The organism is Faecalibacterium hominis (ex Afrizal et al. 2022) (genome assembly GCF_049545105.1).
Classification (GTDB): domain Bacteria; phylum Bacillota; class Clostridia; order Oscillospirales; family Ruminococcaceae; genus Faecalibacterium; species Faecalibacterium duncaniae.
Map to the genome: position 1 here is coordinate 1,569,096 of NZ_CP186860.1, position 24,883 is coordinate 1,593,978.

General features: G+C 52.9%; 22 protein-coding genes, 1 tRNA gene and 1 other annotated feature. Of the genes, 14 read left to right on the forward strand and 9 right to left on the reverse strand.

Annotation, left to right across the window (positions count from 1 at the left end; all coding sequences use genetic code 11):
- Positions 1-113 precede the first annotated feature (113 nt).
- Both ACKXGA_RS07550 and ACKXGA_RS07555 read left to right on the forward strand, forming a co-directional pair.
- Positions 114-2,549, forward strand: coding sequence for a GH36-type glycosyl hydrolase domain-containing protein (locus ACKXGA_RS07550; RefSeq protein WP_423729209.1), 2,436 nt, complete (start codon positions 114-116; stop codon positions 2,547-2,549).
- A 147-nt stretch (positions 2,550-2,696) separates the two neighbouring features.
- Complete coding sequence (locus ACKXGA_RS07555) at positions 2,697-4,424, forward strand: DUF262 domain-containing protein (RefSeq protein WP_117477175.1); 1,728 nt, start codon at positions 2,697-2,699, stop codon at positions 4,422-4,424.
- 54 nt (positions 4,425-4,478) lie between these two features.
- On the opposite strand, the gene ACKXGA_RS07560 is transcribed toward ACKXGA_RS07555, so the two are convergent.
- The 3 genes from ACKXGA_RS07560 to ACKXGA_RS07570 all read right to left on the reverse strand — a co-directional run bounded on the left by ACKXGA_RS07560 (position 4,479) and on the right by ACKXGA_RS07570 (position 6,954).
- Entirely contained in the window at positions 4,479-5,231 is a 753-nt protein-coding gene (locus tag ACKXGA_RS07560; RefSeq protein ID WP_370684159.1) for an amino acid ABC transporter ATP-binding protein, read from the reverse strand.
- Between the two features lie 13 nt (positions 5,232-5,244).
- Positions 5,245-6,009 (reverse strand): amino acid ABC transporter permease, encoded by a 765-nt coding sequence (locus ACKXGA_RS07565; protein WP_186851316.1) that lies wholly within the window; start codon positions 6,007-6,009, stop codon positions 5,245-5,247.
- A gap of 108 nt (positions 6,010-6,117) precedes the next feature.
- On the reverse strand, positions 6,118-6,954 hold the full coding sequence (locus ACKXGA_RS07570) for a transporter substrate-binding domain-containing protein (RefSeq protein ID WP_423729210.1): 837 nt from the start codon (positions 6,952-6,954) through the stop codon (positions 6,118-6,120).
- A 374-nt stretch (positions 6,955-7,328) separates the two neighbouring features.
- Here ACKXGA_RS07570 and ACKXGA_RS07575 point away from each other — a divergent pair, with 374 nt between their 5' ends.
- Positions 7,329-7,946: a hypothetical protein gene (locus ACKXGA_RS07575; protein ID WP_423729211.1), complete on the forward strand. Its 618-nt coding sequence runs from the start codon at positions 7,329-7,331 to the stop codon at positions 7,944-7,946.
- A 50-nt stretch (positions 7,947-7,996) separates the two neighbouring features.
- Here ACKXGA_RS07575 and ACKXGA_RS07580 read toward each other — a convergent pair whose 3' ends face one another.
- From ACKXGA_RS07580 to ACKXGA_RS07595, 4 genes are all read right to left on the reverse strand, one after another.
- Positions 7,997-8,455 carry a threonine/serine exporter family protein gene (locus tag ACKXGA_RS07580; protein WP_097773337.1) on the reverse strand — a complete coding sequence of 153 codons (459 nt, stop codon included), beginning with the start codon at positions 8,453-8,455 and terminating at the stop codon, positions 7,997-7,999.
- Positions 8,452-9,246 (reverse strand): threonine/serine exporter family protein, encoded by a 795-nt coding sequence (locus ACKXGA_RS07585; RefSeq protein ID WP_423729212.1) that lies wholly within the window; start codon positions 9,244-9,246, stop codon positions 8,452-8,454. The genes ACKXGA_RS07580 and ACKXGA_RS07585 overlap by 4 nt, the downstream gene beginning before the upstream one ends.
- Before the next feature lie 134 nt (positions 9,247-9,380).
- Entirely contained in the window at positions 9,381-11,285 is a 1,905-nt protein-coding gene (locus tag ACKXGA_RS07590) for a hypothetical protein (RefSeq protein ID WP_423729213.1), read from the reverse strand.
- A 5-nt stretch (positions 11,286-11,290) separates the two neighbouring features.
- Positions 11,291-13,390: an efflux RND transporter permease subunit gene (locus ACKXGA_RS07595; protein WP_423729214.1), complete on the reverse strand. Its 2,100-nt coding sequence runs from the start codon at positions 13,388-13,390 to the stop codon at positions 11,291-11,293.
- Positions 13,391-13,638: 248 nt separating this feature from the next.
- Between ACKXGA_RS07595 and ACKXGA_RS07600 the strand changes: the two genes are divergently transcribed.
- The 5 genes from ACKXGA_RS07600 (at position 13,639) to ACKXGA_RS07620 (ending at position 17,729) form a co-directional block, all read left to right on the forward strand.
- Positions 13,639-14,232, forward strand: coding sequence for a TetR/AcrR family transcriptional regulator (locus ACKXGA_RS07600; RefSeq protein ID WP_098924391.1), 594 nt, complete (start codon positions 13,639-13,641; stop codon positions 14,230-14,232).
- Positions 14,233-14,376: 144 nt separating this feature from the next.
- Positions 14,377-14,452, forward strand: a tRNA-Val gene (locus ACKXGA_RS07605).
- A 446-nt stretch (positions 14,453-14,898) separates the two neighbouring features.
- Entirely contained in the window at positions 14,899-15,348 is a 450-nt protein-coding gene (locus ACKXGA_RS07610; protein WP_055190176.1) for a hypothetical protein, read from the forward strand.
- Positions 15,349-15,595: 247 nt separating this feature from the next.
- Positions 15,596-17,077 (forward strand): recombinase family protein, encoded by a 1,482-nt coding sequence (locus ACKXGA_RS07615; RefSeq protein ID WP_423729215.1) that lies wholly within the window; start codon positions 15,596-15,598, stop codon positions 17,075-17,077.
- Positions 17,078-17,294: 217 nt separating this feature from the next.
- A complete protein-coding gene (locus tag ACKXGA_RS07620) occupies positions 17,295-17,729 on the forward strand; it encodes a cytidine deaminase (RefSeq protein ID WP_154276929.1) in 435 nt (144 codons plus the stop codon).
- Between the two features lie 187 nt (positions 17,730-17,916).
- Here the strand turns inward: ACKXGA_RS07620 and ACKXGA_RS07625 are convergent, their stop codons facing one another.
- On the reverse strand, positions 17,917-18,270 hold the full coding sequence (locus tag ACKXGA_RS07625; protein ID WP_423729216.1) for a cupin domain-containing protein: 354 nt from the start codon (positions 18,268-18,270) through the stop codon (positions 17,917-17,919).
- Positions 18,271-18,412: 142 nt separating this feature from the next.
- Between ACKXGA_RS07625 and ACKXGA_RS07630 the strand changes: the two genes are divergently transcribed.
- The 6 genes from ACKXGA_RS07630 to ACKXGA_RS07655 all read left to right on the forward strand — a co-directional run bounded on the left by ACKXGA_RS07630 (position 18,413) and on the right by ACKXGA_RS07655 (position 22,948).
- Entirely contained in the window at positions 18,413-18,745 is a 333-nt protein-coding gene (locus tag ACKXGA_RS07630) for a winged helix-turn-helix transcriptional regulator (protein ID WP_005943481.1), read from the forward strand.
- Positions 18,746-19,199: 454 nt separating this feature from the next.
- Positions 19,200-19,637: a radical SAM mobile pair system MarR family transcriptional regulator gene (locus ACKXGA_RS07635; protein WP_423729217.1), complete on the forward strand. Its 438-nt coding sequence runs from the start codon at positions 19,200-19,202 to the stop codon at positions 19,635-19,637.
- Positions 19,634-20,323 carry a radical SAM mobile pair protein A gene (locus ACKXGA_RS07640; protein WP_423730396.1) on the forward strand — a complete coding sequence of 230 codons (690 nt, stop codon included), beginning with the start codon at positions 19,634-19,636 and terminating at the stop codon, positions 20,321-20,323. Before ACKXGA_RS07635 ends, ACKXGA_RS07640 begins: the two co-directional genes overlap by 4 nt.
- Positions 20,311-21,219, forward strand: coding sequence for a radical SAM mobile pair protein B (locus ACKXGA_RS07645; RefSeq protein WP_423729218.1), 909 nt, complete (start codon positions 20,311-20,313; stop codon positions 21,217-21,219). Before ACKXGA_RS07640 ends, ACKXGA_RS07645 begins: the two co-directional genes overlap by 13 nt.
- Positions 21,220-21,325: 106 nt before the next feature.
- A complete protein-coding gene (locus ACKXGA_RS07650; protein WP_117477155.1) occupies positions 21,326-21,769 on the forward strand; it encodes a GNAT family N-acetyltransferase in 444 nt (147 codons plus the stop codon).
- A gap of 414 nt (positions 21,770-22,183) precedes the next feature.
- Positions 22,184-22,948 (forward strand): hypothetical protein, encoded by a 765-nt coding sequence (locus ACKXGA_RS07655; RefSeq protein WP_156076377.1) that lies wholly within the window; start codon positions 22,184-22,186, stop codon positions 22,946-22,948.
- Positions 22,949-23,198: 250 nt separating this feature from the next.
- On the opposite strand, the gene ACKXGA_RS07660 is transcribed toward ACKXGA_RS07655, so the two are convergent.
- Positions 23,199-24,143, reverse strand: coding sequence for a bile acid:sodium symporter family protein (locus ACKXGA_RS07660; RefSeq protein ID WP_186851322.1), 945 nt, complete (start codon positions 24,141-24,143; stop codon positions 23,199-23,201).
- 106 nt (positions 24,144-24,249) lie between these two features.
- Positions 24,250-24,506 (reverse strand) — a binding site (T-box leader).
- Between the last annotated feature and the right edge of the window lie 377 nt (positions 24,507-24,883).

The following is a 24,883-nucleotide window of genomic DNA, read 5'->3' on the forward strand; positions in this document are numbered from 1 at the left end:
CTATTCTTAGGGCGACAAGTGCCTTTCCCACCCTTGGGCCGCAAATCCTAAATCGTTTTCGCTATCAGATGATTTCAGCATTTCCGGTTTACCCTATAAGGAGGAACAAGGCTATGAGATTCGGACATTTTGATGATGCGCGCCGGGAATATGTGATCGACACGCCCCGCACTCCCCTGCCCTGGATCAACTATCTGGGCAGCGAGGACTTTTTCAGTCTGGTGTCCAACACCGGCGGCGGTTACAGCTTTTACCGGGATGCCCGGCTGCGGCGGCTGACCCGCTACCGCTACAACAATTCCCCGCTGGACATGGACGGCCACCGCATCTACATCAACGATGGCGGCACCATCTGGAACCCGGGCTGGCAGCCCGCCAAGACGGAACTGGACCGTTACACCTGCCGCCACGGTCTGGGCTACACGATCCTGCAGGGCGAAAAAAACGGCATTGCGGCCGCTCAGGAGTTGTTCGTACCCCGGGGCGATGCCTGTGAGATCGACCGGCTGACGCTGGAAAACAAGACCGCCGCCCCCCGCACGCTGGACGTGTTCAGCTATGTGGAGTTCTGCCTGTGGGATGCCATGGACGACAGCTCCAATTTCCAGCGCAACTTTTCCACAGGCGAGGTGGAAGTGGTGGAAAGTGCCATCTATCATAAGACAGAGTACCGGGAGCGCCGGGATCACTACGCCGTGTTCTGGGCCAACGCCCCCGTTACCAGCTTCGACACCAGCCGGGATGCCTTCTGCGGCGTATACGGCGGCCCCGCCGCACCGGAAGCGGTCAAAGCCGGTCACTGCTCGAACAGCATTGCCCACGGCTGGGCTCCGGTGGGTGCCCACCATTTCCATCTCACGCTGGCACCGGGTGAGAGAAAGAGCATCATCTTCGGGTTGGGCTACATTGAAAACCCGGTCGGGGAAAAATTCAGCGCTCCCGGCATCATCAACAAAGCCCGGGCCGAGGCCATGATGGCCCGCTATGCCACCGACGCACAGGTGGATACCGCCCGCAGGGCACTGGCCGACTACTGGCAGGAGTTGCTCTCGGGCTGGCAGCTGACCTCCGGCGAGGAAAAGCTGGACCGGATGGTGAGCCTTTGGAACCAGTATCAGTGCATGGTCACCTTCAACATGAGCCGCAGTGCCAGCTATTACGAGAGCGGCATCGGCCGCGGCATGGGGTTCCGGGATTCCTGTCAGGATCTGCTGGGCTTCGTTCATATGATCCCCTCCCGCGCACGGGAACGCATTCTGGACATTGCTGCCACCCAGTTTGAGGACGGCAGTGCCTACCACCAGTACCAGCCCCTGACCAAAAAGGGCAACAGCGACGTGGGCAGCGGCTTCAACGATGACCCGCTCTGGCTCATTGCGTGCACCGCCGCCTATCTGCGGGAGACCGGTGACTGGTCGATCCTGGACGAGCCGGTTGCCTTTGACAACGACGTGACCAGAGCACAGCCCCTGATGGAGCATCTGCGCCGGAGCTTCCGCTACACCCATACCCATCTGGGCCCCCACGGCCTGCCGCTGATCGGCCGGGCCGACTGGAACGACTGCCTGAACCTGAACTGCTTCTCGGAGCACCCGGGCGAGAGCTTCCAGATCACCGGCCCCAGCGAGGGCCCTGTGGCTGAGAGCGTGTTCATTGCGGGCATGTTCGTGAAATATGGCCGCGAGTACGCCGAACTCTGTGACCACCTGCACCTCACCGAGGAGGCCGCCAGTGCCCGCACCGCCATTGACGCAGTAGAACAGGCCACCCTGACCGCCGGCTGGGACGGCGCATGGTTCCGCCGTGCCTACGATGCCTTTGGTGCCCCCGTAGGCAGCAGGGAATGCGACGAGGGGCAGATCTTCATCGAACCCCAGGGCATGTGCGTGATGGCCGGGATCGGCCGGGAGACCGGTCAGGCTGAAGCCGCACTGAAGAGCGTGGAGGAGCGGCTGGACACCCCGTACGGCGTGGTACTGCTCCAGCCCGCCTACACCACCTACCGGCTCAATCTGGGCGAGATCTCCAGCTATCCCCCGGGCTACAAGGAGAACGCCGGTATCTTCTGCCACAACAACCCATGGATCAGCTGTGCTGAGACCGTGCTGGGCCACGGTGACCGGGCCTTTGCTGTCTACAAAAAGACCTGCCCGGCCTATATCGAGGACATCAGCGAGATCCACCGCACCGAACCCTACGTTTACAGCCAGATGGTGGCAGGCCGCGATGCCCCCACCTTCGGCGAGGCCAAGAACAGCTGGCTGACCGGCACGGCGGCATGGACCTTCGTGAACGTGAGCCAGTACATTCTGGGCATCCAGCCCACTCTGGACGGCCTGCGCGTTGACCCCTGCATCCCCCACACGCTGGCAGGCTACACCGTCACCCGCCGTTACCGGGGTGCCGTGTACCACATCCGGGTGGAGAACCCCCACGCCGTGCAGAAGGGCGTGCAGCGCGTCACCGTGAACGGCGCTCCTATTGCGGGCACCCTCCTGCCGCTGGCAAAGGCCGGTGAAGGTGTGGAAGTTGTTGTGACCATGGGATAGGCGCATAGCTTCTGTTTTGTAGAATTGTAAAGCTCCCGTTTTTCAGCTTTTCCTGAGAAACGGGAGCTTTTGTTTGTGATTCATTGAATTCACAGTGGATTCGTGCTATTCTACTAATAAATCTGAAAAGTAACGGGAGGATTTTCCATGGACGCACATAAAGCGAAAATACCTGACATTGTAAACAACTCCACTCTCATTGAAGTTCCATTTTTTCAGCGAGCCTATGTTTGGAAAGAGGATTTATGGGAACGTTTTCTTGACGACATGGCGTTCGTTGTTCAATATAACCGCCCCCACTTTCTTGGAACTCTCATCCTGAAAGACGCTTCTGTTCCTCAGCAAAACACCTCTTATGCATCAAAACTTGTTCTTGTTGATGGTCAACAACGTCTTACGACATTTTTGATTTTCTTAAAGGTGCTCTGTTTAAAAATGAATCAGCCGGGTATCTTTGATACAAATTTTCGCCTAATAACAACGCGGGAGCTTTCTTTACAGCATGGAAAAAATGATTCCGAAGCATTCAAATGCGTTATGGATCAAACAAATGCAGTGCCCATCATAGACAACCGCTCCTCGTCTCCAATTGTTCAGGCATTCAACTATTTTGCTTCACATTTGCAAATGAGTACTTTGAACGACTATATGACAGTCATTTCCAACGTTCAATTTGTCCGGATTGATTTGGGCCCCACCGATGATGAACAGCAGATTTTTGATTCTCTAAATTCCCTTGGTGTTCGCTTAACCACCTCCGAGCTTTTAAAGAATTACTTTTTTAGCAGGAATAACATCACTGCGTATCAAAATATTTGGGAATCTGTTTTTGAAGCCAACGAAAGCGCAAAAGCCTATTGGGATACCGAAATTGAGGCCGGCCGCGTAAAACGCCCACTTATTGATATCTTCTTCGATGCCTATTTTCAGCAGTTTATCCAAAAGAAAAAGTATAATATTAGTGTTGACGACAAATTAATATATGCTCGCACAGATCAGCTTGCCAATTCCTATCAGAGTTTTGTAAACACATATTGTGGCGGTAATAAAAATACTATTCTGGATACTCTAAAGGATTATGCCACTTTATTCCAGCAAACCTTCAAGTCCGATTTTTGCAGCACCACAATTCCATCAGATTTTGGCATCGAACGTTTGAACATCGTTATTTTTGGTCTAAAAACCACAACGTTGATTCCTTACGTTCTCTACCTTGCAAAAAACATTTCTAATTTAGCCATTCTAAACGAGATGTATGGCATTCTGGAAAGCTACGTTATGCGTCGTATTGTCACTCGTGCTTCCACAACAAATTATACAAAGTTATTTCTCTCCTTTATCGCCAACGAAATACTTACTCCACAGGATTTACGAGACCGTTTGCAAGTGCTTGGCGGCACCAACTCCTCGATTCCTGATGACACTGAACTTCGGGATGGTTTTGAACACTCTAAACTGATGAACCTTTATTCTAAAGGTGTTCTTTATCTGATTGAAAGCCACATCCGCCCTGCTCAGAGTGCTGTTGTGCTGCATGGTTTCAACAATTACAGTCTTGAGCATCTGATGCCCAAAAAATGGCGCAACAACTGGCCCGCCTGCTCTACCCCGCTGGCCGCAGAAAAGAGAGATTCTATCCTTCTGACTCTGGGAAATCTTGCAATCATCCCGCAATCTTTGAACGCCTCCATCCGGGACAGTGACTGGAGCACAAAGAAAGCCGGAAAGGGCCAAGCAAAGCCCGGTCTTACGCTCTGCGCATCGGGCCTTTCCACGCTTCAGAATGCCCTGACAAAAACGGACTGGAACGAGAGTGAGATTCAGACCCGTGCCCTCTGGCTTTATAAACAGGCACAAAGTCTCTGGAAGTTTTAAACCATTCAAAAAATGCCGCCGCACGAATTTGTGCGACGGCATTTTCAGCTTCAATTACAGCATCTTGGAAAGGAAAGCCTTCAGACGAGGATGCTTGGGGTTCGAGAAGAGCTCCTGCGGGGGCTCATCTTCCTGGATCCTGCCCTCATCGATGAAGATGACGCGGTTGGACACCTCGCGGGCGAAGCCCATCTCGTGGGTGACCACCAGCATGGTGATGCCGGTGTGGGCCAGCTCCTTCATCAGCTCCAGCACCTCGCCGACCATCTCAGGGTCGAGGGCGGAGGTGGGCTCGTCGAACAGGATGACATCCGGGTCCATGGCCAGAGCGCGGGCAATGGCAATGCGCTGCTGCTGGCCGCCGGAAAGGCTCTTGGGGAACACATTGGCTTTATCGGACAGGCCGACACGGGCCAGCAGCTCCTCGGCACGCTTGGAAGCCTCCTCCTTGCTCTTGAGCTTGAGCAGCTCCGGGGCCAGGCAGAGGTTCTGCTTGACGGTCAGGTGGGGGAAGAGGTTGAAGTGCTGGAATACCATGCCCATCTTCTGGCGCACGGCATCGATGTGGGCATCATCCACCTCGATGCCTTCAAACTTGATGGAGCCGCCGGTGGGGATCTCCAGCCGGTTCAGGCAGCGCAGGAAGGTGGACTTGCCGCAGCCGGAGGGGCCGATCAGGCAGACCACATCGCCGCGGTAGATGTCGATATCGATGCCCTTCAGGACATCCAGGGTGGGGGTGGGCTGCTTTGCGCCCTTTTTGACCTCACCGCCGTAGGTCTTGGTCAGACCACGGACTTCCAGGATCTTTTCAGCATGATTAGCGGTCACCTTGCGCCATCCTCCTCTCAAACTTCGACAGCAGCCATGTAAAGATCATGACTAAAATCAGATAGACCACTGCAACGCCCAACAGGGGGAACATGGCCTCGTAAGTACGGTTCATAATGCCCTGCGCCGCATACAGCAGCTCCTTGCCGCCGATGACGGTGATGAGCGAGGTATCCTTGAGCAGGACGATGAACTCGTTGCCCAGTGCAGGCAGCACCGCGCGGATGGCCTGCGGAATGACGATGACCACCATGGTGGTCATGTAGTTCAGGCCCAGGCTGCGGCCGGCTTCCATCTGGCCGGGGTCCACCGCCATCAGACCGCCGCGGATGATCTCCGAAACGTAAGCGCCCGAGTTGATGCCCAGTGCCAGTGCGCCGACCATGGTAAAGTTGCGGCTGTTGGAAAAGATGACCATGCTCATAATGAGCAGCTGGACCATCATGGGGGTGCCGCGGATGATGGTGGTGTACACCTGACAGACGGCATTGAAGAAGCCCAGCACCGGGTTCCTGCGGCCGGGACGCTGCTGGTCGTGCGCAACACGCACCAGTGCCACCACGCTGCCCAGCACCACGCCCAGTGCCAGCGCAATGGCGGTGACCAGCAGCGTAGTGCCCACGCCCTGGATGTACTGCACCCAGCGGTCGTTCAGGATGAACGCCTGATAGAATTTGAAGAACATTTCCTGCCCGAAGTCCAGCTTCGTGCCGCTGTTGAGCAGCTCTTTCAGCAGTTCGTATTGTGCGGCCATTCGCATCCTCGCTTTCTGAAATTGTTAGAATTTTGTAACCTGTTCTTTCCAAAAAAGGGGAGGTGCCCCAGATGGGGCCGCCTCCCCGTGATACAAGGTACAGCTGAATTATTCAGCGGTGATGTACTTGTCCACGATGGACTGCAGGGTGCCGTCAGCCTTCAGCTCTTCCAGAGCGGCATTGACAGCATCCTCCAGAGCGGAACCCTTTGCCATGCCAATGGCGTAGTCCTCCTCGGCGTAGCTGGTGTCCAGAATGACCAGACCAGGGTTGGCGGCAACGTACTCCTTTGCAGGGGCATTGTCGATGACAACTGCATCGACCTGGCCATTCTTCAGAGCCTGCACAGCGGTCAGGCCGTCGTCGTATGCGACCACAGCATCATCACCGAAGTCATCAGAGCAGTAGATGTAGCCGGTGGTGCCGCGCTGGGTGCCGATCTTCTTGCCTGCCAGATCATCGGGAGAGGTGATATCAGAGCCCTCGGGAACGATGATGGACTGGATGCCGGTAGCGTAGCTGTCGGAGAAGTCCATCACAGCCTTGCGCTCGTCGGTCACGGTAACGCCAGCCATGACAATATCGGCCTTGCCCTGCTGCACGCTCAGCAGTGCTGCGTCGAAGTCCATATCATCGATCTGCAGCTCCAGGCCCAGCTTCTCAGCGATCGCCTTGGCGGTGTCCACATCGATGCCCTCGATCTCACCGGAGTCGGTGGTCATCTCGTACGGAGGGAAGGTGGCGTTGGTGGCCATGGTCAGCTTGCCAGCCTCAACGGTGGTCAGCTCAGCGGCAGCGCTGGTGGAAGCAGCCTCGGAAGAAGCTGCACTGCTTGCAGTGGAAGAAGCGGTGCTGGAGGCGGAACCGCCGCAGGCAGTCAGAGCCAGAGCGGCAGCGGTCAGACCAGCGGCAGCCAGAAAGCTGCGGCGATTGATCTTTTTCATATTCAAACACTCCTCTGTTGATTGTATATTTTTTCACTTTCCCGGCACGATGCGCTTCATCGTGTCATCAAGGAACAGAATTAGTATATGTTGTACAAATAAAAAAGTCAAGTGTTGTGCAAAAAATCGGAACAAATGAAACCCTTTTGAAAACATTTATACAGGTTGCATCCCATTTTCAGTGTATATATTCATTTTACTTCTGTGTTTCTGTCATTCCGCTGCATTCTGCCGGAAAATGTTCCCACGGGACTTAATCCCGGACATTGACACCTTTTCCTTCCAATTGATATAATCAGGCTGGAACAACGGTAAAAAGTAACCAAGCTCAAACCGCGTTGCCCCGCCGGGATGCGGGGAGAAAGGATCCTGCTATGAAAAATCGTATGCTGAAAGCCCTGGCCGCCTTTGGTCTGTCCGTCTGCGTGCTGGCGGGCAGTTCTGTGGTCGGCATGGCCGAAGAGACCCCGGGCAAAACCGAGTGCAAAGAACACACCTGGAAGACCACGACAGAGTATAAGACCGAGTGTGTGGAGACCACCTTCCAGCATAAGCTTCCCGATGGCACCACTGAGACCCTTACACTTTGCCCCGAATGCGGCAAGGTAAAGAATAACACCCAGCTGACCAAGGTAAACGGTGTCTTCTCCAACTTTTCCAACCTGATTGTTCACACCGGGACTCTGAAAAACGGTGAGCAGGTAATGACAGCAGCATTCTACTATCCCACTGTTATTGAACGGGTCATCTGCGAAAAGTGCGGCACCGTAAAGAGCGAGGAGATCACCCCCGCCCGAGTGATGGCTCAGCCGGTCATTGCCAGCATCGAGGTACCCGCCAATACCGTTTCCGGCTACAGCCTGATGCAGATCAATGCCGACGGTACTGAAACGCCGGTCAGTGTCTCCTACAACACCGAGCTGAACAAGGCATACTTCCAGCTGGATGTCACCACCGGGGCCCAGCTGCTGCGGATGGTTCCCACCACCTGATTTCCCCGCATAACCAACGAGACCGCCCGGTGGGCGGTCTCGTTTTTGTTTTATCGGCGTTTCTGCGGCAGGGGGATGCCCAGCACAAGCGCAATGCCCACGGCCAGCGCCACGGCGATCTTGAAGGTGGAGATGCCGTTTGCCAGCGCCAGCGCGTTGTCGCCCTGAATGAAGTAGTAGGCGCTGTAATAGATGCCCGCACCGGGCACCAGCGGAAAGATGCCGGTGAGCAGGAACACCGTCACCGGTGTTCTGAGGGTCATCGCAAGGATGCGGGCCAGCAGCGTCAGCGGGATGACCGCCAGCAGCGAGGCTGCAAAGGCTTCCATTCCGAACAGCTCCGCGATCTCGTATACCAGCCATCCCACTGCGCCCACCAGCCCGCAATAAGGCAGGGTGCGCCTGGGGCAGGCAAAGAGGATGGCAAAACTCAGGGTGCCCGCCCCGGCCAGCAGGAACTGCAGGGCCAGACGGCCCAGCTGCTCCCCGGTGAAAAGAAGCTCTGTCATACCACGGCCACCCCCTTCAAAAAGGCATAGAGGCTCAGCACAAGGCCGGTGCCGATGGCGATGCTGGCCGCAATGAGCAGTGCGTCGATCATCCGGATGGTGCCGGACAGGTAATCGCCCTGCACAAAGTCCCGGATGCCCATGGTAAAGGCGATGCCGGGGGTCAGGATCATCAGAGTGCCGATGATGGCGTGGCTGGACTCAGTGCCCAGCAGGCCGCAGCCCAGAATGCAGCACAGAGTGATGAGGGCGGCGGTGGAGATGGTGCGAAACCCGCCCCCCACGCCGCGCCGCCCGCAGAACAGCAGATAGGCGTTGGCCGCAACACCGGCCGCAGCGGCGGCAAGCCCGGCTTTCAGATTGCCGCCAAAGATCAGCGCAAAGCAGAACGCGCCGCCCATGCCCGCCGCAAGCTGCACCCAGTCCTTTGGAAAAGGGATGCACCTGGCCTGAGCCAGACGGGCCTCGGCCTCGGCGACGGTCTCCACTTCCCCGGACGCGATCTGCCGCGAAAGCTGGTTCACTGCCGCCACCCGCCCCAGGTGGGTAGTACGGGTGGGCACGTTGCGCACCTCGCTCATCTCCGCCGTACCTGCGCTGGCAAAAATGCCGTTGGTCAGCACATAGACATGGAATTCCCGCAGGTGGAAGCTGGCCGCCATGATCTCCATGGTCTGCTCCACCCGGAACACCTCTGCCCCGTTCTCCAAAAGGGTCTGCCCAGCCGCCATGATAAAATCCATGATGCGGCGGCGCTGTTCCCCGTCCGGATACAATTCCCTCTCTGCCATGCTGTGGTCTCCTTAAAATTGGCATAAAAAATGACCGCCTCAACGTTTCAGTGCCTGAGCGGTCATTTTTCTTGACGAATCTATTTGTAGTATAGTCAATCTCCGGCGGCTTGTCAAGCAGGCACGCCGTTTTTTCAGAACTTGAACAGGTTCACGATCCGCTGCCACAGGCGGGTGAAGAAGTTGCCTTCCTGCACATCGGCGGTGGTCTGGGCGGTAACATCCGCAGCGGCGACCGTCTCACCGGTCTTATAGATGAACTTCACGCTGCCGGAAGCATCCTCGGACTTACCGGCAAAGCTGGTGTAGTCCTCCAGACGGCTGGTCATCTCGTCCAGCACGGTCTTCAGGCCATGGATCTGCTCCTCGTCCAGAGCGCCGGTCAGCTTGGAGATGCCCTCCTCATTGAACTGGTTCAGGCCATCGTTCAGCCGGACCGTGCCATCGCTGAGCTGGCCTGCGCCATCATTCAGGGTGGTCACGCCGTCATACAGGGTCTTGGTTCCATCGGCCAGCTGGGCGGCACCGTCCTTTGCGGAATGGGCACCATCAGCGGCGGTGGCAACACCGTTGGTGTACTGGTTGACACTGGACACGAAATACTGGATCTGCGCCAGGCTGTTCTTCAGGGCACGGACATCTGCGATATCCTGGCTGTTCTCAGCCTGATACTTCAGCTCGTCATGCACGGTCTGCTTGGCGCTGGCAGTGCTCAGATCAAGCATGGCGCTGAACATGGAGGGGTCGTAGCTCTGCATCAGCCGCAGAGCAGCTTCCAGGTCATGGTTGGTCTTGGTTGCGGAGAGATACAGGGCAATGTCCAGCTGGCTGGCCTTGAAGCTGGGCTCCTGCTCCCAGACGGTGCGCACCATCTTCTTGCGGGCAGCGGCCAGTGTCTTTTCGTTCATGGTCAGCACTTCGTCAATAACGGAAGCGTAGTTGTCCCAGGTCATGGGGGTGTCGATCAGGCCGCCCTCCATCAGGGTGCTGTTGGCGGAGGCCAGAATGCCATCGGCCACCTGCTGGGCACCAGCCTGCAGGGCGGCGTTGTTGGAGCTCAGGGTATCCAGACCGTTGGTCAGCTGGCCCAGACCATCGTCCAGGGCAGAAGCACCGCTGTTCAGCTGAGAAGCGCCGTCCAGCAGGGCCAGGGTACCGTTGGCCAGCTGGGAAGCACCGTCCACCAGTTGGGCGGCACCATCCATCAGCTGGTTCATGGCATCGTTCAACTGGCTGATGCCATCGGTCAGCTCGTTGAGGCTGCTCAGGTCAAAGGCATTGGTGCCCAGCGCATCGGCGTTGGTGGCACAGGCCAGCATGACCTGCGGTGCGGTCAGGTTCTCAACATCGGCTTCCACGGTGACGCTGTCCTGCAGATAATCCTCCACAGTGGACAGGTCATCGGGCAGCAGGCCGTCCAGAGATTCCTTCACGCCGGGCAGGCAGACAAAAGCGGCCACGCTGCTCTTGGCGGCAGATTCCAGCATTCCGTGCTCGGCGCTCAGGTTGGTGGCATCCTGACCAAAGATCACGCCCACAGCAGTGATGAGCGGGGTGACAACGGTGCGCTCCTTTCCGTTGACGGTCACGGTGCCGGTCTCGTTGTTGGTCAGGTCGATGGTCACGGTCAGGTGGCCGCTCTTGCCGATCAGGTTCTCAAGGCTGTCGGTCACACCGTCCAGCGTATAGGTGACATTTGCGGTGATGGGCAGGGGCTTGTCGGTATTGCCCTTATAGTACACGTCGGTGTCGTCGGTGTTCCAGACCAGCTTTTCGCCGTCCTGGGTGAACGCGGCATCGCTCTCGGTGTTCTGGATATCGGTCAGGGTGCTCTCATCGGTGACATTGGACAGGCCGGAAGCGCTGTACAGGTGCTCGCTGACGGTGGTGGACTTGATGGAGCCGTCGGCGTTCATCACGGCGTAGACGGTCTCATCCTTGGAATAATCGGCCTTGGCGGCTGCAAAGGCGGGCAGGGTCATGCCTGCGGCGAGAGTCAGCGCCAGCGCCGCACTGGCGAAACGAAGCGATTTTTTCATGGTAATTACTCCTTATCAGACTTCTTGGCGTTGGAAGATTCAGGGACCAGCCAGTGCATGGTGGTGTGGCGGATGACCCAGTCCAGCAGCATCAGGGCAGCGGGCAGAACAACCAGAATGACAGCCATACTGATCAGTGCGCCGCGGGAGATGAGCCGGCAGATGCTCTGCAGCAGTTCCATCTTACTGATGGCGGCCACGCCGACGGTAGCGGCAAAGAAGGTCAGGCCGCTGGTCAGGATGGACTGGCTGCAGTGCTCCAGCGACTGCTGGGCAGCTTCCCGGGGGGTGCGGCCATAGCTGCGCTCCTCGTGATAACGGGTGGTCATCAGGATGGAGTAATCCACAGTCGCGCCCAGCTGGATGGTACCGATGACGATGCTGGCGATGAAGGGCAGCTGGGTACCGGTGAAGTACGGGATGCCCATATTGATGGAGATGGCGGCCTCGATGCTGGCAACCAGCAGCACAGGGATGGACAGGCTCCGGAAGGAGATCAGGATGATGGCAGCGACTGCCATGATCGACCAGACGTTGACGTTCTTGAAGTCCACGTCCGCAACCTCGATCAGATCCTTGGTCATGGCACCCTCGCCGGTGATGACACCGTTGGGGTCAACCGCCTTGATGAGGCCATTCATCTCGGTCAGCTGGCTGTTGATGGCATCGGTGCCGGTCTTATAGGAGCTGTTGGCCAGAATGAGCTTGTAGCCGCCGGACTGCAGGATCTCGGTCACGCTGTCGGGCAGCAGCTCGGTCTGGAAGCCCGGGCCGGTGATGGAATCCAGGCTCACCACCTGGGTGATGCCGTCCACATCCTTGAGCTCATCACAGAGGTCAGACACCTGCGTTGCGGTCAGGTCCTCATCCACCAGAATAAAGTGGGAGGTAGTCATGCCGAAGTCCTCGCCCAGCTTGTTGGTGCCAACGATACCGGTCAGGTCCTGGGGCAGCGAGTCGAACAGGGTGTAGTAGACCTCTGTCTTTTGCTGGGCCACCACAAAGGGCACCAGCAGCACAAGAAAGACGACCACGATGGGCATTGCGTGCTTGGAAACAAAGTAGCTGAGCTTGGTCAGCTTGGGCACGATGGTGCGGTGCTTGTACTTTTCGACCTGCTGATCAAAGGTCAGGATCAAAGCAGGCAGAATGACGATGGTGCAGATGACACCCAGCGCCACACCCTTTGCCATAACAACACCGATATCGCGGCCCAGCGTCAGGCGCATGGCGCACAGTGCCAGGAAGCCTGCAATGGTGGTCAGGGAGGAAGCGGTGATGGAGGTCATGGTCTTGCAGATGGCGGTCACCATGGCTTCCTCGTTGGAGGAGCGGAGTTCCTTTTCCTCCTGATAACGGTGGAGCAGGAAGATGGAGAAGTCCATCGTCACGCCCAACTGCAGCACCGTGGAAAGCGCTTGGGTGATGTAGCTGATCTGACCCAGGAAGATGTTGGTGCCAAAGTTGTACGCAATGGGGAACAGCAGGCCCAGCATGAACAGCACGGGCGTGATGGTGCTCTCCAGCGAGAGGAACAGCACCAGCATACTGGCACCCACAGCGCACAGGATGTACAGCGGCATCTCTTCATTGATCAGCGCCTTGGTATCCTGCAAGATGACGCTCATTCCGCCAAAGTAGCAGTCGTGCCGCAGCACCTGTTTGATCTGCTGGACGGCGTTCATCGTCTCGTCGCTGGCGCTGGGCGCATCAAACCGGACGATGAGCATGGTGGAATCATTTTTACCGAACATGAACTGCTGGACATCCGCGGGCAGCATCTCGGTGGGGATGCTGGGGTCGATGACATCGCTGAGCCAGAAGGTCTGTGTGACACCGGGCACCGCATCAATGTCCTTCTTCATGGCGATCAGTTCATTGGTAGGCAGGCCTTCCACCGTGATCATGCCGGTGGAGGCCAGATGGAAGTCGTCCTCAAGCGCTACCTCGCCGATCATGGAGTCGAGCTCCTGCGGCAGATAGGTCAGGACATCATAGTTGATGCGGGTAGCAACCGCGCCGATTGCGGAAGGGATCAACAGCAGGACCGCTACTGTTAAGATCAGCTTGCGCAGACGCACGATGCTCTGTGCGATCTTTTTCATGGGAACCCTCCATACGAAAGTTGATTGGATCTGCCCTAAAATGACCCGTGGTCATTTCTGAGCAAGCACTATTATAACCAATCGACGCAAGGTGTCAAGATAGAAAATGACCAAAAGTCAGTTTTCTTATCACAAAGCAAAAATTGTATAGCTTGTCCGGGGGCTTTTGCTCTTGCGCTCTTCCCTTCTCCCTGCTAAAATATTGTTTACACGACAAAACAACGTCAGAAAAGAGGATGCAGCAAGCTATGAGCACCGTGGAAGGAAAGAAACAGGAAAAGCGCCGTGCGCTTCTGGACGCAGCTTACGAGCTGTTTCTGGAGCGGGGCACCTCCAAGACCAGCGTGGAGGATATCACCTCCCGCGCCAAGGTGGGCAAGGGCACGTTCTACCTCTATTTTGCCGATAAGGGTTCGGTCACGCAGGCCCTGCTGGCCCGGGTGAGCTACCAGCTGCTGGACAACGCCTGTGCCGCCGCCGAGCAGCACGCCGCCGAGCTTACCAGCTTCCCCGACCAGATGATCTTTGTCATTGACCATATCATCGAAGCCCTGCGCGCGGACACCCTGATGCTCCGCTTCCTGGAGCGCAGCTTTGTCTGGCCCGGGCTGGATCAGATCGAAGCCAGCGGCGAGGCCGAGCCGCTGATGCGCAAGGTCCTCCAGACCGTGATGTGCAGCCCCGAGATGGCAGGCCGCACCGAGCGGGAGATCTACCAGCGCATCACCGCCCTGGGCAGCATGTGCATGTCGGTGTGCTATACCTCCGTGTTGGAGGGCAAGCCCGACAACATCGACAACATGAAGCCCATCCTCTATGACATCATCCGCCGGGCGCTCTGAGCGCACCTCTCCCCTGCCAGCCCCCGCAAAGGGGCCTTTGCGCCAATCCCCCGGGGCAAAAAACGGAAAAGGCAGACTTTTTTCAAAAAAGCCCTTGCAATTGCGCGAAAAATGTGGTATTATATTTAAGTCGATACGACATCTGGACGGTTAGCTCAGCTGGTAGAGCATCTGCTTGACGTGCAGGAGGTCACAGGTTCGAGTCCTGTACCGTCCACCATTCAGTTCGTACTCGAACCCAATCTTCTATGAGAAAGGGTTCGGGTACGTTTTTTGTTTATCGGAGGTTCTGCGGAAGGACTACTCGGAACGGTAAACGAGCAAAGGCAGGGTATCATCGTGGTGATGGTATCCTGCCTTTTGTTTTGCGGGATCAAGGTCGCTTTGTGCGAACTTGATCGTCCCCCTATATGGCGCGTTTGGGGGTAATCGCTGCGTACGTGCGTACCGGGAGCCTGTACACCTCTGACAATGTGTAACACACTAGACTTTGTTCCAAAGTCCGTGTGCTAAGGGGCAGGCCCCTTAGAATTCCTGTGGAGTGTGTACGCACGTACGCAGGAAAACGGCAAAATTTCACTATATCGGGGTGTTCTTTCATTGAAGAGTATGATATACTCGGCTTAGTTCAACAAATCGGAATTGAGGGAGTAGGAGAAATCGAGATTGGAGGATAAGTTGGTGAACAAGATTTTCAAAGGTCTTATTCGATTTTTGATAGAAGTGATAGTTATGACTGTTTTGATTGTTGGGATCAACATATTTACGAATGGTATGTATCTTTGGGGATTGCCCCGCATAAATGATATTCAGTCTGTAAATATCACGTATCCGAGTGTCACGGATGATGTTAAAGAAATTTCGAGCAGTGAGGACATTGAGTTAGCCTTAAAGCTAACGGGATTTCTGAAATATGATTTATTTGGGGAAGTGAATAGCGAAGAAGAACCCGCTATTACAATTACTTATTTTCTCAAGGATGGAACAAGCAAAACAATCTCCGCTAATAACACTACTGTCTGGTGGAACAATAAAATTCATGTAATCAAGGACAAGGAAATGTTTGTCAACCTAACAGAGGGAATTTTCTTTCTGGAAGATTTACAAACAAAGTAAATCAATTCCAGTTTGCTGTACTCGTTCCTAGCAGGGTTTGGGGCAGGCACGCCCCAACAAGAAGCTGTCCCAAAGGGGCAAGAATTTTCAAGAATTGAAAATTTGTGGCCACGGGACGATTCTTGCTCTCACCTTTTTCGCTGCGTTTCGCAATTTTCACATTTCAATCTGCTCGCAGATTGTTGACAAGCTGCGCTTGACCCGATACTATAAAGGCAAGTCGAATACACGCCAAGGAGGTGCAACCATGACCGCCGTGATCTACGCCCGCTATTCATCTGACAGCCAGCGAGAAGCGTCCATTGAAGGACAACTGCGCGACTGCAAGGACTACGCCGAGAAGAACGGCATCACCGTGGTCGGCACCTACATTGACCGTGCCTACTCTGCCAAAACGGATGACCGCCCGGACTTTCAGCGGATGATCAAAGACAGTGGAAAGAAAATCTTCGATGTGGTTCTGGTCTGGAAGCTGGACCGCTTTGCCCGGAACCGATTCGATGCCGTGAACTACAAGTACCAGCTGGAAAAGAACGGTGTCCATCTGGTGTCTGCTATGGAACCCATCTCGCAGGGGCCTGAAGGCATTATGGTGGAGAGTATGCTGATCGGCATGGCGGAATACTATTCCGCCGAGCTCGCCCTGAAAGTGGCGCGCGGTGAGCGCGAAAATGCCCTTCAGTGCAAGTATAACGGCGGTGTGGTGCCGCTGGGCTTTACCATTGGCAAGGAAGACAGACTGTACCATATCGACCCGGAAACGGCGCCCATTGTGCAGGAGATCTTCACCCGGTACGCCAACGGCGAGCCTGCCGAGAAAATCGCAGCATCCCTGAACGAGCGCGGTCTGCGCACCCGTACCGGCAAGCCCTTTGTCAAGAACAGCTTCTTCCAGATTTTCCGGAACCGCCGCTACATAGGCGAATACCGCTATAAGGACATCGTGACACCGGGCGGCATTCCCGCCATCGTGGACGAGGACTTGTTCAACCGGGTGCAGCAGCGTTTCGAGCAAAACAAGATTGCCCACGGTCGCCCCGCAAAAGAGGATGTGAGTTATCTGCTGACCACCAAGCTGTTCTGCGGCAAGTGCGGCACCCTGATGGGCGGTGAGAGCGGCACCAGCCACATGGGAAACACCTACTATTACTACAAGTGCGGCAACGCCAAACGCCACGGCAAGGCGCACTGCGACCTGAAAGCCATCCGCAAAGAGCCTCTGGAACGGTTCGTGGTGGAAACTGCTATTAAGGTGATTTTCAGCGATGAAATCATCGAACGACTGATAGATTTGATTATGGAAGCCCAGCAGCAGGAGAACACCCGCCTGCCCGTTCTGAAAGACCAGCTCCGGGATACAGAGAAGCGGCTGGCAAATCTTCTGGAAGCCATTGAACAGGGCATCCTGACCCCGACCACCAAGCAGCGGTTGGACGAACTGGAAGCCCGGAAGGAAGCCCTGAACACCAGCATTCTAGAAGAAGAGCTGAAAAAGCCAGTCCTGACCCGCGAATGGATGCGGTTCTGGTTTGAAAAATTCCGCAAGGGTGACATGAGGGACATGGAACACCAGCGGCAGATCATTGATACCTTTGTCAACTCGGTCTACGTCTTTGATGACCGGGTCGTACTCAATTTCAACTTCACGGATGATTCCAAAATCATCTCCCGTGAAGACGTTTTGGGTTCGAGTGCTGTGGACAATGCTCCACCATACGAAAGCCTCTAACGAAAGTTAGAGGCTTTTTTGTTGCGTCTGCCACTGTCTCACATCAGAGCAGGACGGTACAGAACTCGAACAGGGCGGCCCCGCCAGCGCAAGTCCGAGCGGTCGTACAATAGCAAAGGCAGAGTATCATCATTACGGTGGTATCCTGCCTTTTGCTATTCTTCATAGAGTATGGTATACTCAGCTCAACAATTCAGAAGTTGGCATGGAGATTTATATGAGAAACTATGAAATCGAAAACGAAATGTACCGCAGGGCGGTAGAACTGATTGAAACACGGTATCCTGTCGGTTGGGGTGGTGCTGGTGTCGTGCATACATCGAATGGAAATTATTACACAAGTGTCAGCATTGAGACTGCTAACGCATCTGCTGTTTTGTGCATCGAGACAGGTGCAATGCTTGAAGCACATAAATTCAATGAAAAGGTAACGCATTGCATGTGTCTTGTCCGTAAAGATGAGAAATCCCCCTATCAGATATTGTCTCCGTGCGGTATTTGCCAAGAGAGATTAAGATACTGGGGTGAAGATGTGCAGGTAGCAGTTACCACAGAAGAAGAAAAAATCAAATTCGTACAGCTGAAAGAATTGCAGCCCTATCATTGGACAAAAGCATACCCCGCTGAAGAACTTGAACATTGGAACGAATAAGTTCGCCGCACATCCTCATCGCATCGGGGAACTGCCCATGGGGCGGTTCTTGCTTTCACGCTTTTAGGAAAAGGGTTCGGGTACGTTTTTGTTTATTGAAGTTTACCGCAGCAACCGAACGGTAAATGAGCAAAGGCAGGGTATCACCATGACGGTGGTATCCTGCCTTTTGTTTTGATATGTTTTATCAGTAGATCACAGCATCCGTTGCAGTATAGCCTTCGAGAGAATTCTCCTTGACCTGAATACAAATATAAGTGATTTCAGAATTGTTTGCAGCAAAGAACTGACGTTTTGCCACGGGAGAAATCTTCAGCCAGTCGCCTGCTGCAAGGCTGATTTCTTCGCCATCGATAACGACCTTGCCTTTGCCGGAAAGAACACCGTAGATTTCCTCATTTGCCTTGTGGGAGTGGACAAACGGAACATTTGCTCCCGCAGGAAGCGTATTCAGGCTGATCTCCGCACCAGTCAGGGCGAGCTTTTCGTGAAGCTCCGTCCGATCTTCTTTTCCAACGGTCATTTTTGTGTAGCTTGCCATTGTAAGCACCTCCATTTTGATTCGCAATCTTTCATTGCCTGAGCTAAGTATAAAAGCTCGCACATTCAAAAACAAGTACGCACCTTTTTGTAACTGTACACTCAAAAATGAATGTGATATACTATACACAGAGGTGACTGATATGCGTACAAAAGAAGAACTGCCGGAATGTCCGGTTGCAACAGCAGTATCCCTGATTGGCGGAAAATGGAAACTCTTGCTTCTGCGCAATCTGAAAGAGCGTCCATGGAGATTCAATGAGCTGCAAAGAAGCATCGACGGGATCTCGCAGAAAGTTTTGACCGAGAGCTTAAGACAGATGATTGATGATGGGCTTGCCTACCGCCGTGATTATCACGAGAATCCTCCCAAAGTAGAATATGGGTTGACCGATCTCGGAACGGAAATGTTACCAATCGTCAATGCACTTGCAGACTTTGGCAATTACTATAAATCAGTCGTTGATCGGTCATAATCGATATTATGAAGTAGGGTTTAGGGCAGGCACGCCCCAACAAGACCGCGTTTGCGAAGCAACGAACGCCCCAGTGGGGATTTCAAGCGGCAGAACGGTCTGCGTTAGCAGATGGAGGGGCTTTGCCCCAACAAGTTCTGAAAAGAGACTACTCAGAGCGATAAACAAGCAAAGGCAGGGTATCACCATGGAGGTGGTACCCTGCCTTTTGCTTTGCATCCCTTATATTGCACGTTTCGGGTCAATCGCTGCGTACGTCCGTACATGGCCGGTACGCACGTACGCAGGAAAAAGGGCAGGTTCTTGCATATAGGGGTGTTCTTTCGGCTGTCGGTATGGTATACTCGGTTTAGTTCAACAAATCGGAATTTACTTCTACTTAGACATACAAACTGTTGACAGTAAAACTCCTATATAGTATTATTTGATAAAATACTATGTAGGAGTTTTTTGTGTGAAAATGAATGGCGGATTTCTTGTCACCAAAATAAAACAGCTTGGAGACCGGATTTTCGAGAAAATTCTCAGCGAAAAGAATATTGATGCATTTAATGGAGCTCAGGGGCGTATTCTTTATGTGCTGTGGCAGGAGGATGGTATCTCAATCAGGTTACTCTCGACTAAATGCGGATTAGCGATAACATCTCTTACTACGATGCTGGAAAGAATGGAAAATCAAGGGCTGATAAGACGCGTTCAGTCTGAAACGGACAAAAGGAAAACACTCCTGTTTCTGACTGAGAAAGCACACGCCTTAAAGGGCGAGTACGATTCTGTATCTGATGAGATGGGCAGTATTTATTACAAAGGTTTTTCAGAGGAAGAAATTACCCGGTTTGAGGAATGCCTCGACCGCATCAGAAAGAATCTTGAGGGGTGGCAGAAGTCATGAGTATTTGTATCAAAGATCAGATTCAGAACATGAATATCGTCATTGGCTGCACAGTGGGGTGTACATATTGCTATGCCCGCAACAACGTGAAACGCTGGCATATGATTGAAGACTTCTCTGACCCTGAATTCTTTCCGGGTAAGCTCAAGATGATGGAAAAGAAACGTCCGCAGAACTTTCTTCTTACTGGGATGAGCGATCTCTCCGGATGGAAGCCGGAATGGAGAGACGAGGTATTTGTAAAGATCCGTGAAAATCCACAGCATCAGTTTCTGTTTCTGACCAAGCGCCCCGATCTGCTGGATTTTGATACCAATCTGGAAAACGCATGGTTTGGCGTTACGGTGACGAGGAAAGCAGAACTGTGGCGTATCGACGCCCTTCGGAAAAACGTCAGAGCAAAACATTACCATGTTACCTTTGAGCCGTTATTCGACAATCCCGGCACAGTTGACCTTTCCGGAATCAATTGGATCGTTGTGGGCACCATGACCGGAGCTCAGAGCAGGAAGATTCATACGGAGCCGGAATGGGCATGGTCTCTGGCGGACCAGGCACATAAGCTCGGCATTCCGGTGTTTATGAAGGAAGACCTTGTCTCTATCATAGGGGATGAAAATATGATTCAGGAAATGCCGGAAGAATTTAATAAAGTGTTAGAGGTACAGAAATCATGGAAGAAGTAATAAATGGAATCCTCATTCGTGAGGTGGAAACAAAGAACATCATGACTAAGTCTAGTCTGCCGGTAGGTGGTTACTCGGTCAATCCCTATGTAGGCTGTACACATGCCTGCAAGTATTGCTATGCTTCTTTTATGAAGCGCTTTACCGGACACACGGAGGAATGGGGCACTTTCCTTGATGTGAAGCATTGGCCGGAAATTAAAAATCCGAAGAAATATGCCGGACAGCGGGTGGTCATCGGTTCTGTGACAGATGGCTACAATCCACAGGAGGAGCAATTCGGGAATACCAGAAAACTTCTGGAGCAGCTGATCGGCAGTGACGCAGATATTCTGATCTGCACAAAGTCGGATCTTGTGGTACGGGATATTGATCTGCTGAAGAAGCTTGGACGTGTAACCGTTTCATGGTCGATCAACACACTGGATGAAAATTTCAAGAACGATATGGACTCTGCTTCGAGCATTGAGCGGCGTATCGCTGCTATGAAGCAGGTATATGAAGCAGGTATCCGTACAGTCTGTTTCGTATCCCCGGTATTTCCCGGTATCACGAATTTTGAAGCAATCTTTGAGCGGGTAAAGGATCAGTGCGATCTGTTCTGGCTCGAAAATCTCAATCTTCGAGGCGGTTTCAAAAAGACAATTATGGATTATATCACCGAAAAACATCCTGATCTTGTACCACTTTACGACGAGATCTATAACAAGCATAACCGCAGCTACTTTGAAGCACTTGAAGTAAAAGCTGCGGAAATGGCTAAGAAGTATGATTGTCCCTTTGTGGATAATGAAATGCCTTATGGCAGAGTCCCGCAGGGGCATCCGGTAATCGTGGATTATTTCTATCATGAGGAAATCCGTGGGACAGAGAATACTGGAAAAAGAAATCGTTAAACAGAAATTTTGTAAGAACTTTGATCGAGGGAGACTCCTTGTCCGAAGGGCAAGAAGGTGCAATCGAGAAGATTTAGAACAATTCCAGTTTGACGGAGTAATGGATATGAAAATCCGAGAAGTGAATGAGAATAAAAAGCAGTTTATATCATTATTGTTATTAGCTGATGAACAGGCGAGCATGGTTGATCGGTATCTTGAAAAAGGAACTATGTATGTGCTTGAAGACAATGATGTAAAAGCTGAATGTGTTGTCACCGATGAAGGTAACGAAATACTTGAAATTAAGAATATCGCAGTCGATCCGGAAAATCAGGGAAAGGGCTATGGCAAAGCACTAATTGATTTTCTTGCCGGTAAATATGCAGATGAATATTCTGTTTTGCAAGTTGGAACAGGTGACAGTCCATTGACGATACCATTTTATGAAAAATGTGGATTTGTTCGTTCTCACAAGATTCCTAATTTCTTTACCGATAATTATGACCACCTAATTTATGAGGGCGGTGTACAACTAATAGATATGGTATATTTGCAAAGACATATATAACTTCCAGTTTGCCGTACTCGTTCCCAGCAGGGTTTGGGGCAGGCACGCCCCAACAAGACCGCGTTTGCGCAGCAAGAGGGAGGGGCCTTGCCCCGACAGGTTCCTGCGGAGGCACCACTCGGAACGGTAAACGAACAAAGGCAGGGTATCACCATGGAGGTGGTACCCTGCCTTTTGTGCTATATGTCGCGTTTGGGGGTAATCGCTGCGTACGTGCATACCGGGGAGAGCCTGTACACCTTTGGCAAGGTGTGCCACACTAGACTTTGTGCCAAGGGGCTGCGCCCCTTTGGAACCTCTGCGGTGCGTGTACGCACGTGCGTAGCAAAACGACTAAGTTCTCGTATATAGGGGTATTCTTGTAGACAACGGTATGATATACTCGTCTTAAAGAGCGAAAAAGGAGACAAATATATGGACAGTAGTGAAATCCTCGCAGAAATGGAAATGAATTACGATGATCTAGTTGCATATCTTCTGGGTAAATATGGTAAAGCTCAGTATGACTATTTTCTAACCGATAAATGCGTTTCAAAAAATCGGAAAGTAACGAGAACATCGGAAGGATTGCTTTGTCATCACATCGATGAAAATATACATGATGATCTTTCCGAACCTCACTATGCAATAAAAAGTCCTTTTGCAAGCCAAAAAGCTGATAGATTGGTATACTGCAATTATATAGAACACCTTCTGCTACATATTCAAATCGGAAAGGACCGCTACTGGAAAACGCACTCAACCATACGATCGCCGGCCTCATTTTCAGCATTTATCATGCCTGGTATGCATTATCTTTGTTATGACTTAAATGAGTTATATGATAAAGATGGAAGTGTTCTTGAATGGAAAATGCGGTGCTACCGTAAGGTTGAAGAAAACTTTAATGATTATGTATTTATTCTTAAGAGTTTTGTCAACTACTTGGAAGAACATTACAAAGGTCCAAAATTAACTTTTTATGTAGGAAAAAAGGTTAAACATAAAATCCAAGGAGAAGGTATCGTTACCGAGATTAAAGGAAAAGGTACGAGTGCGATAGTAACGATTCAGTTTGACAAATATAAAAATTTCACCTATGGAGAGTCGTATGACTGTTTTGTTGTAGAGTTAAAGGATGAACTTGCGAGAAGTTGGAGTTCTGATTGCGTCGCCAAAATACGCAGTGCTCTAGGATAAATTTAGCAGGGTTTGGGGCAGGCACGCCCCACCATACAGTTCGTACCCGAACCCGATTCTTTACGAAAAAGGGTTCGGGTACTTTTTTGTTTATTGAAGTTTACCGCAGCAACCAAACGGTAAACAAGCAAAGGCAGGGTATCACCATGATGGTGGTATCCTGCCTTTTGATATTATCGTATCCTCGGTTTCGTTCAGTAGATCGAAAGTTATACTGGGGTTTCCGGGCGGTTGAGGTTCTTATGGACCATCAGTCCTTCTTCTCTGCAGTGCGGGCAAAGAAGTTGGCGAGGAGGGCACCGGAAATGTTATGCCACACAGAGAACACAGCGCCGGGGATGGTTGCCAGCGGATACTGTGCAAAGTGGGCAGCGGCCAGAGAGGTGGCCAGACCGGAGTTCTGCATACCGACCTCGATGGAAATTGCACGGCACTTAGTGGAATCCAGCTTCAGCAGTTTGCCCACGCCAAAGCCGGTGAGGTAGCCCAGCAGGTTGTGCAGGATGACCACGGCCAGGATCAGCAGACCGCTGGTCATGATCTTGGCAGAGTTTGCGGACACAACGGCGCAGATGATGAGCACGATGGCAGTGGTGGAGATCAGCGGCAGCACACGGACGGCATTCTGGGTGAAGGCATGGAAGAAGTGATTGACCACAAAGCCCAGTGCGATGGGAACCAGCACCACCTTGACGATGGACAGGAACATATTCACGGGGTTCACCTCCACGCGCTGACCGGCATACAGCAGGGTGAGCAGCGGGGTGAGGAACGGAGCCAGCACGGTGGAAACAGCAGTCATGCCAACGGACAGTGCAACGTCGCCCTTAGACAGATAAGTCATCACGTTGGAGGAGGTGCCGCCGGGGCAGGTGCCCACAAGGATGACACCGATGGCCAGCTCAGTGGGCAGATGGAACACCTGCGTCAGCGCCCATGCAAGGAAGGGCATCAGCGTGAACTGTGCAATGCAGCCGATGATCACGTCCTTCGGGCGGCTGAACACCACCTTGAAATCCTCCGGCTTCAGGGTGAGGCCCATGCCGAACATAACGATGCCCAGCAGGGTGTTGACCCATGCGGTCTTTACCACGCTGAATGTGCCGGGGAAGAACAGGGCCAGCGCTGCCACCACAATGACGATGCCAGCCATATACTTGCCTACAAAGTCGCTTACTTTTTCCAGTGTTTTCATGTTAAACTCTCCTTTTCCAGGTCCTGATTTTTGCGGATGCAAAGGCAATGAAACATCCGGAAAATGGCTTTCCCGCAAACAAAAACGCCTTTGTCCCTTACGGTTTGTAAGAGACAAAGGCGTAGATCCTCTGCGGTACCACTCTTATTGCCGGTGCAAAACCCGGCCCCTCAGTGCGCATCCAACAATGCGCGGCCCGTGATAACGGGGGCCTGCCGTTCCCGCTTACTGGGGCGCAGATGCCGCCCATTCAGCCGGAAAGCTCGGAGAGGATCTTCCCACGGACACCCTGCACTGCCTTGCACCATCCGGCAGCTCTCTGCAGCATTCTTTCCGGGTACTCTTTCTCGTCATAGCCGAATATTTCACTGCCCCGGAGTATACTCCCCTGCAAGGGGAAAGTCAAGTGATGCGGCCCGTCGGATTTTTCATCTGGTTTGCATCCGGAGTGAAAGCATTTCAGACAAGGGCAGCGCCGGGGTCTGCGGCAGACGATGCGGAGGCAAAGCAGAACGAGCAGCCTTATCCGCACAGCGAACAAGTGATATACCAGAAAGCTCGGTCTTACGACCGATTTCTCAACTTTTTCTGCCAAAAAGTGGTTAAGATGCGGCAAAGATTTTTCTTTTTGTGCTTTCGGTTTTCCGCGGAGCATTCTTTCATCTGCTGCTGCGTGAAGTTGATTTTCTCAATTTTACACGATATTCCGTAAAATTGTTCATTTCCATTTTCCAGTTCGT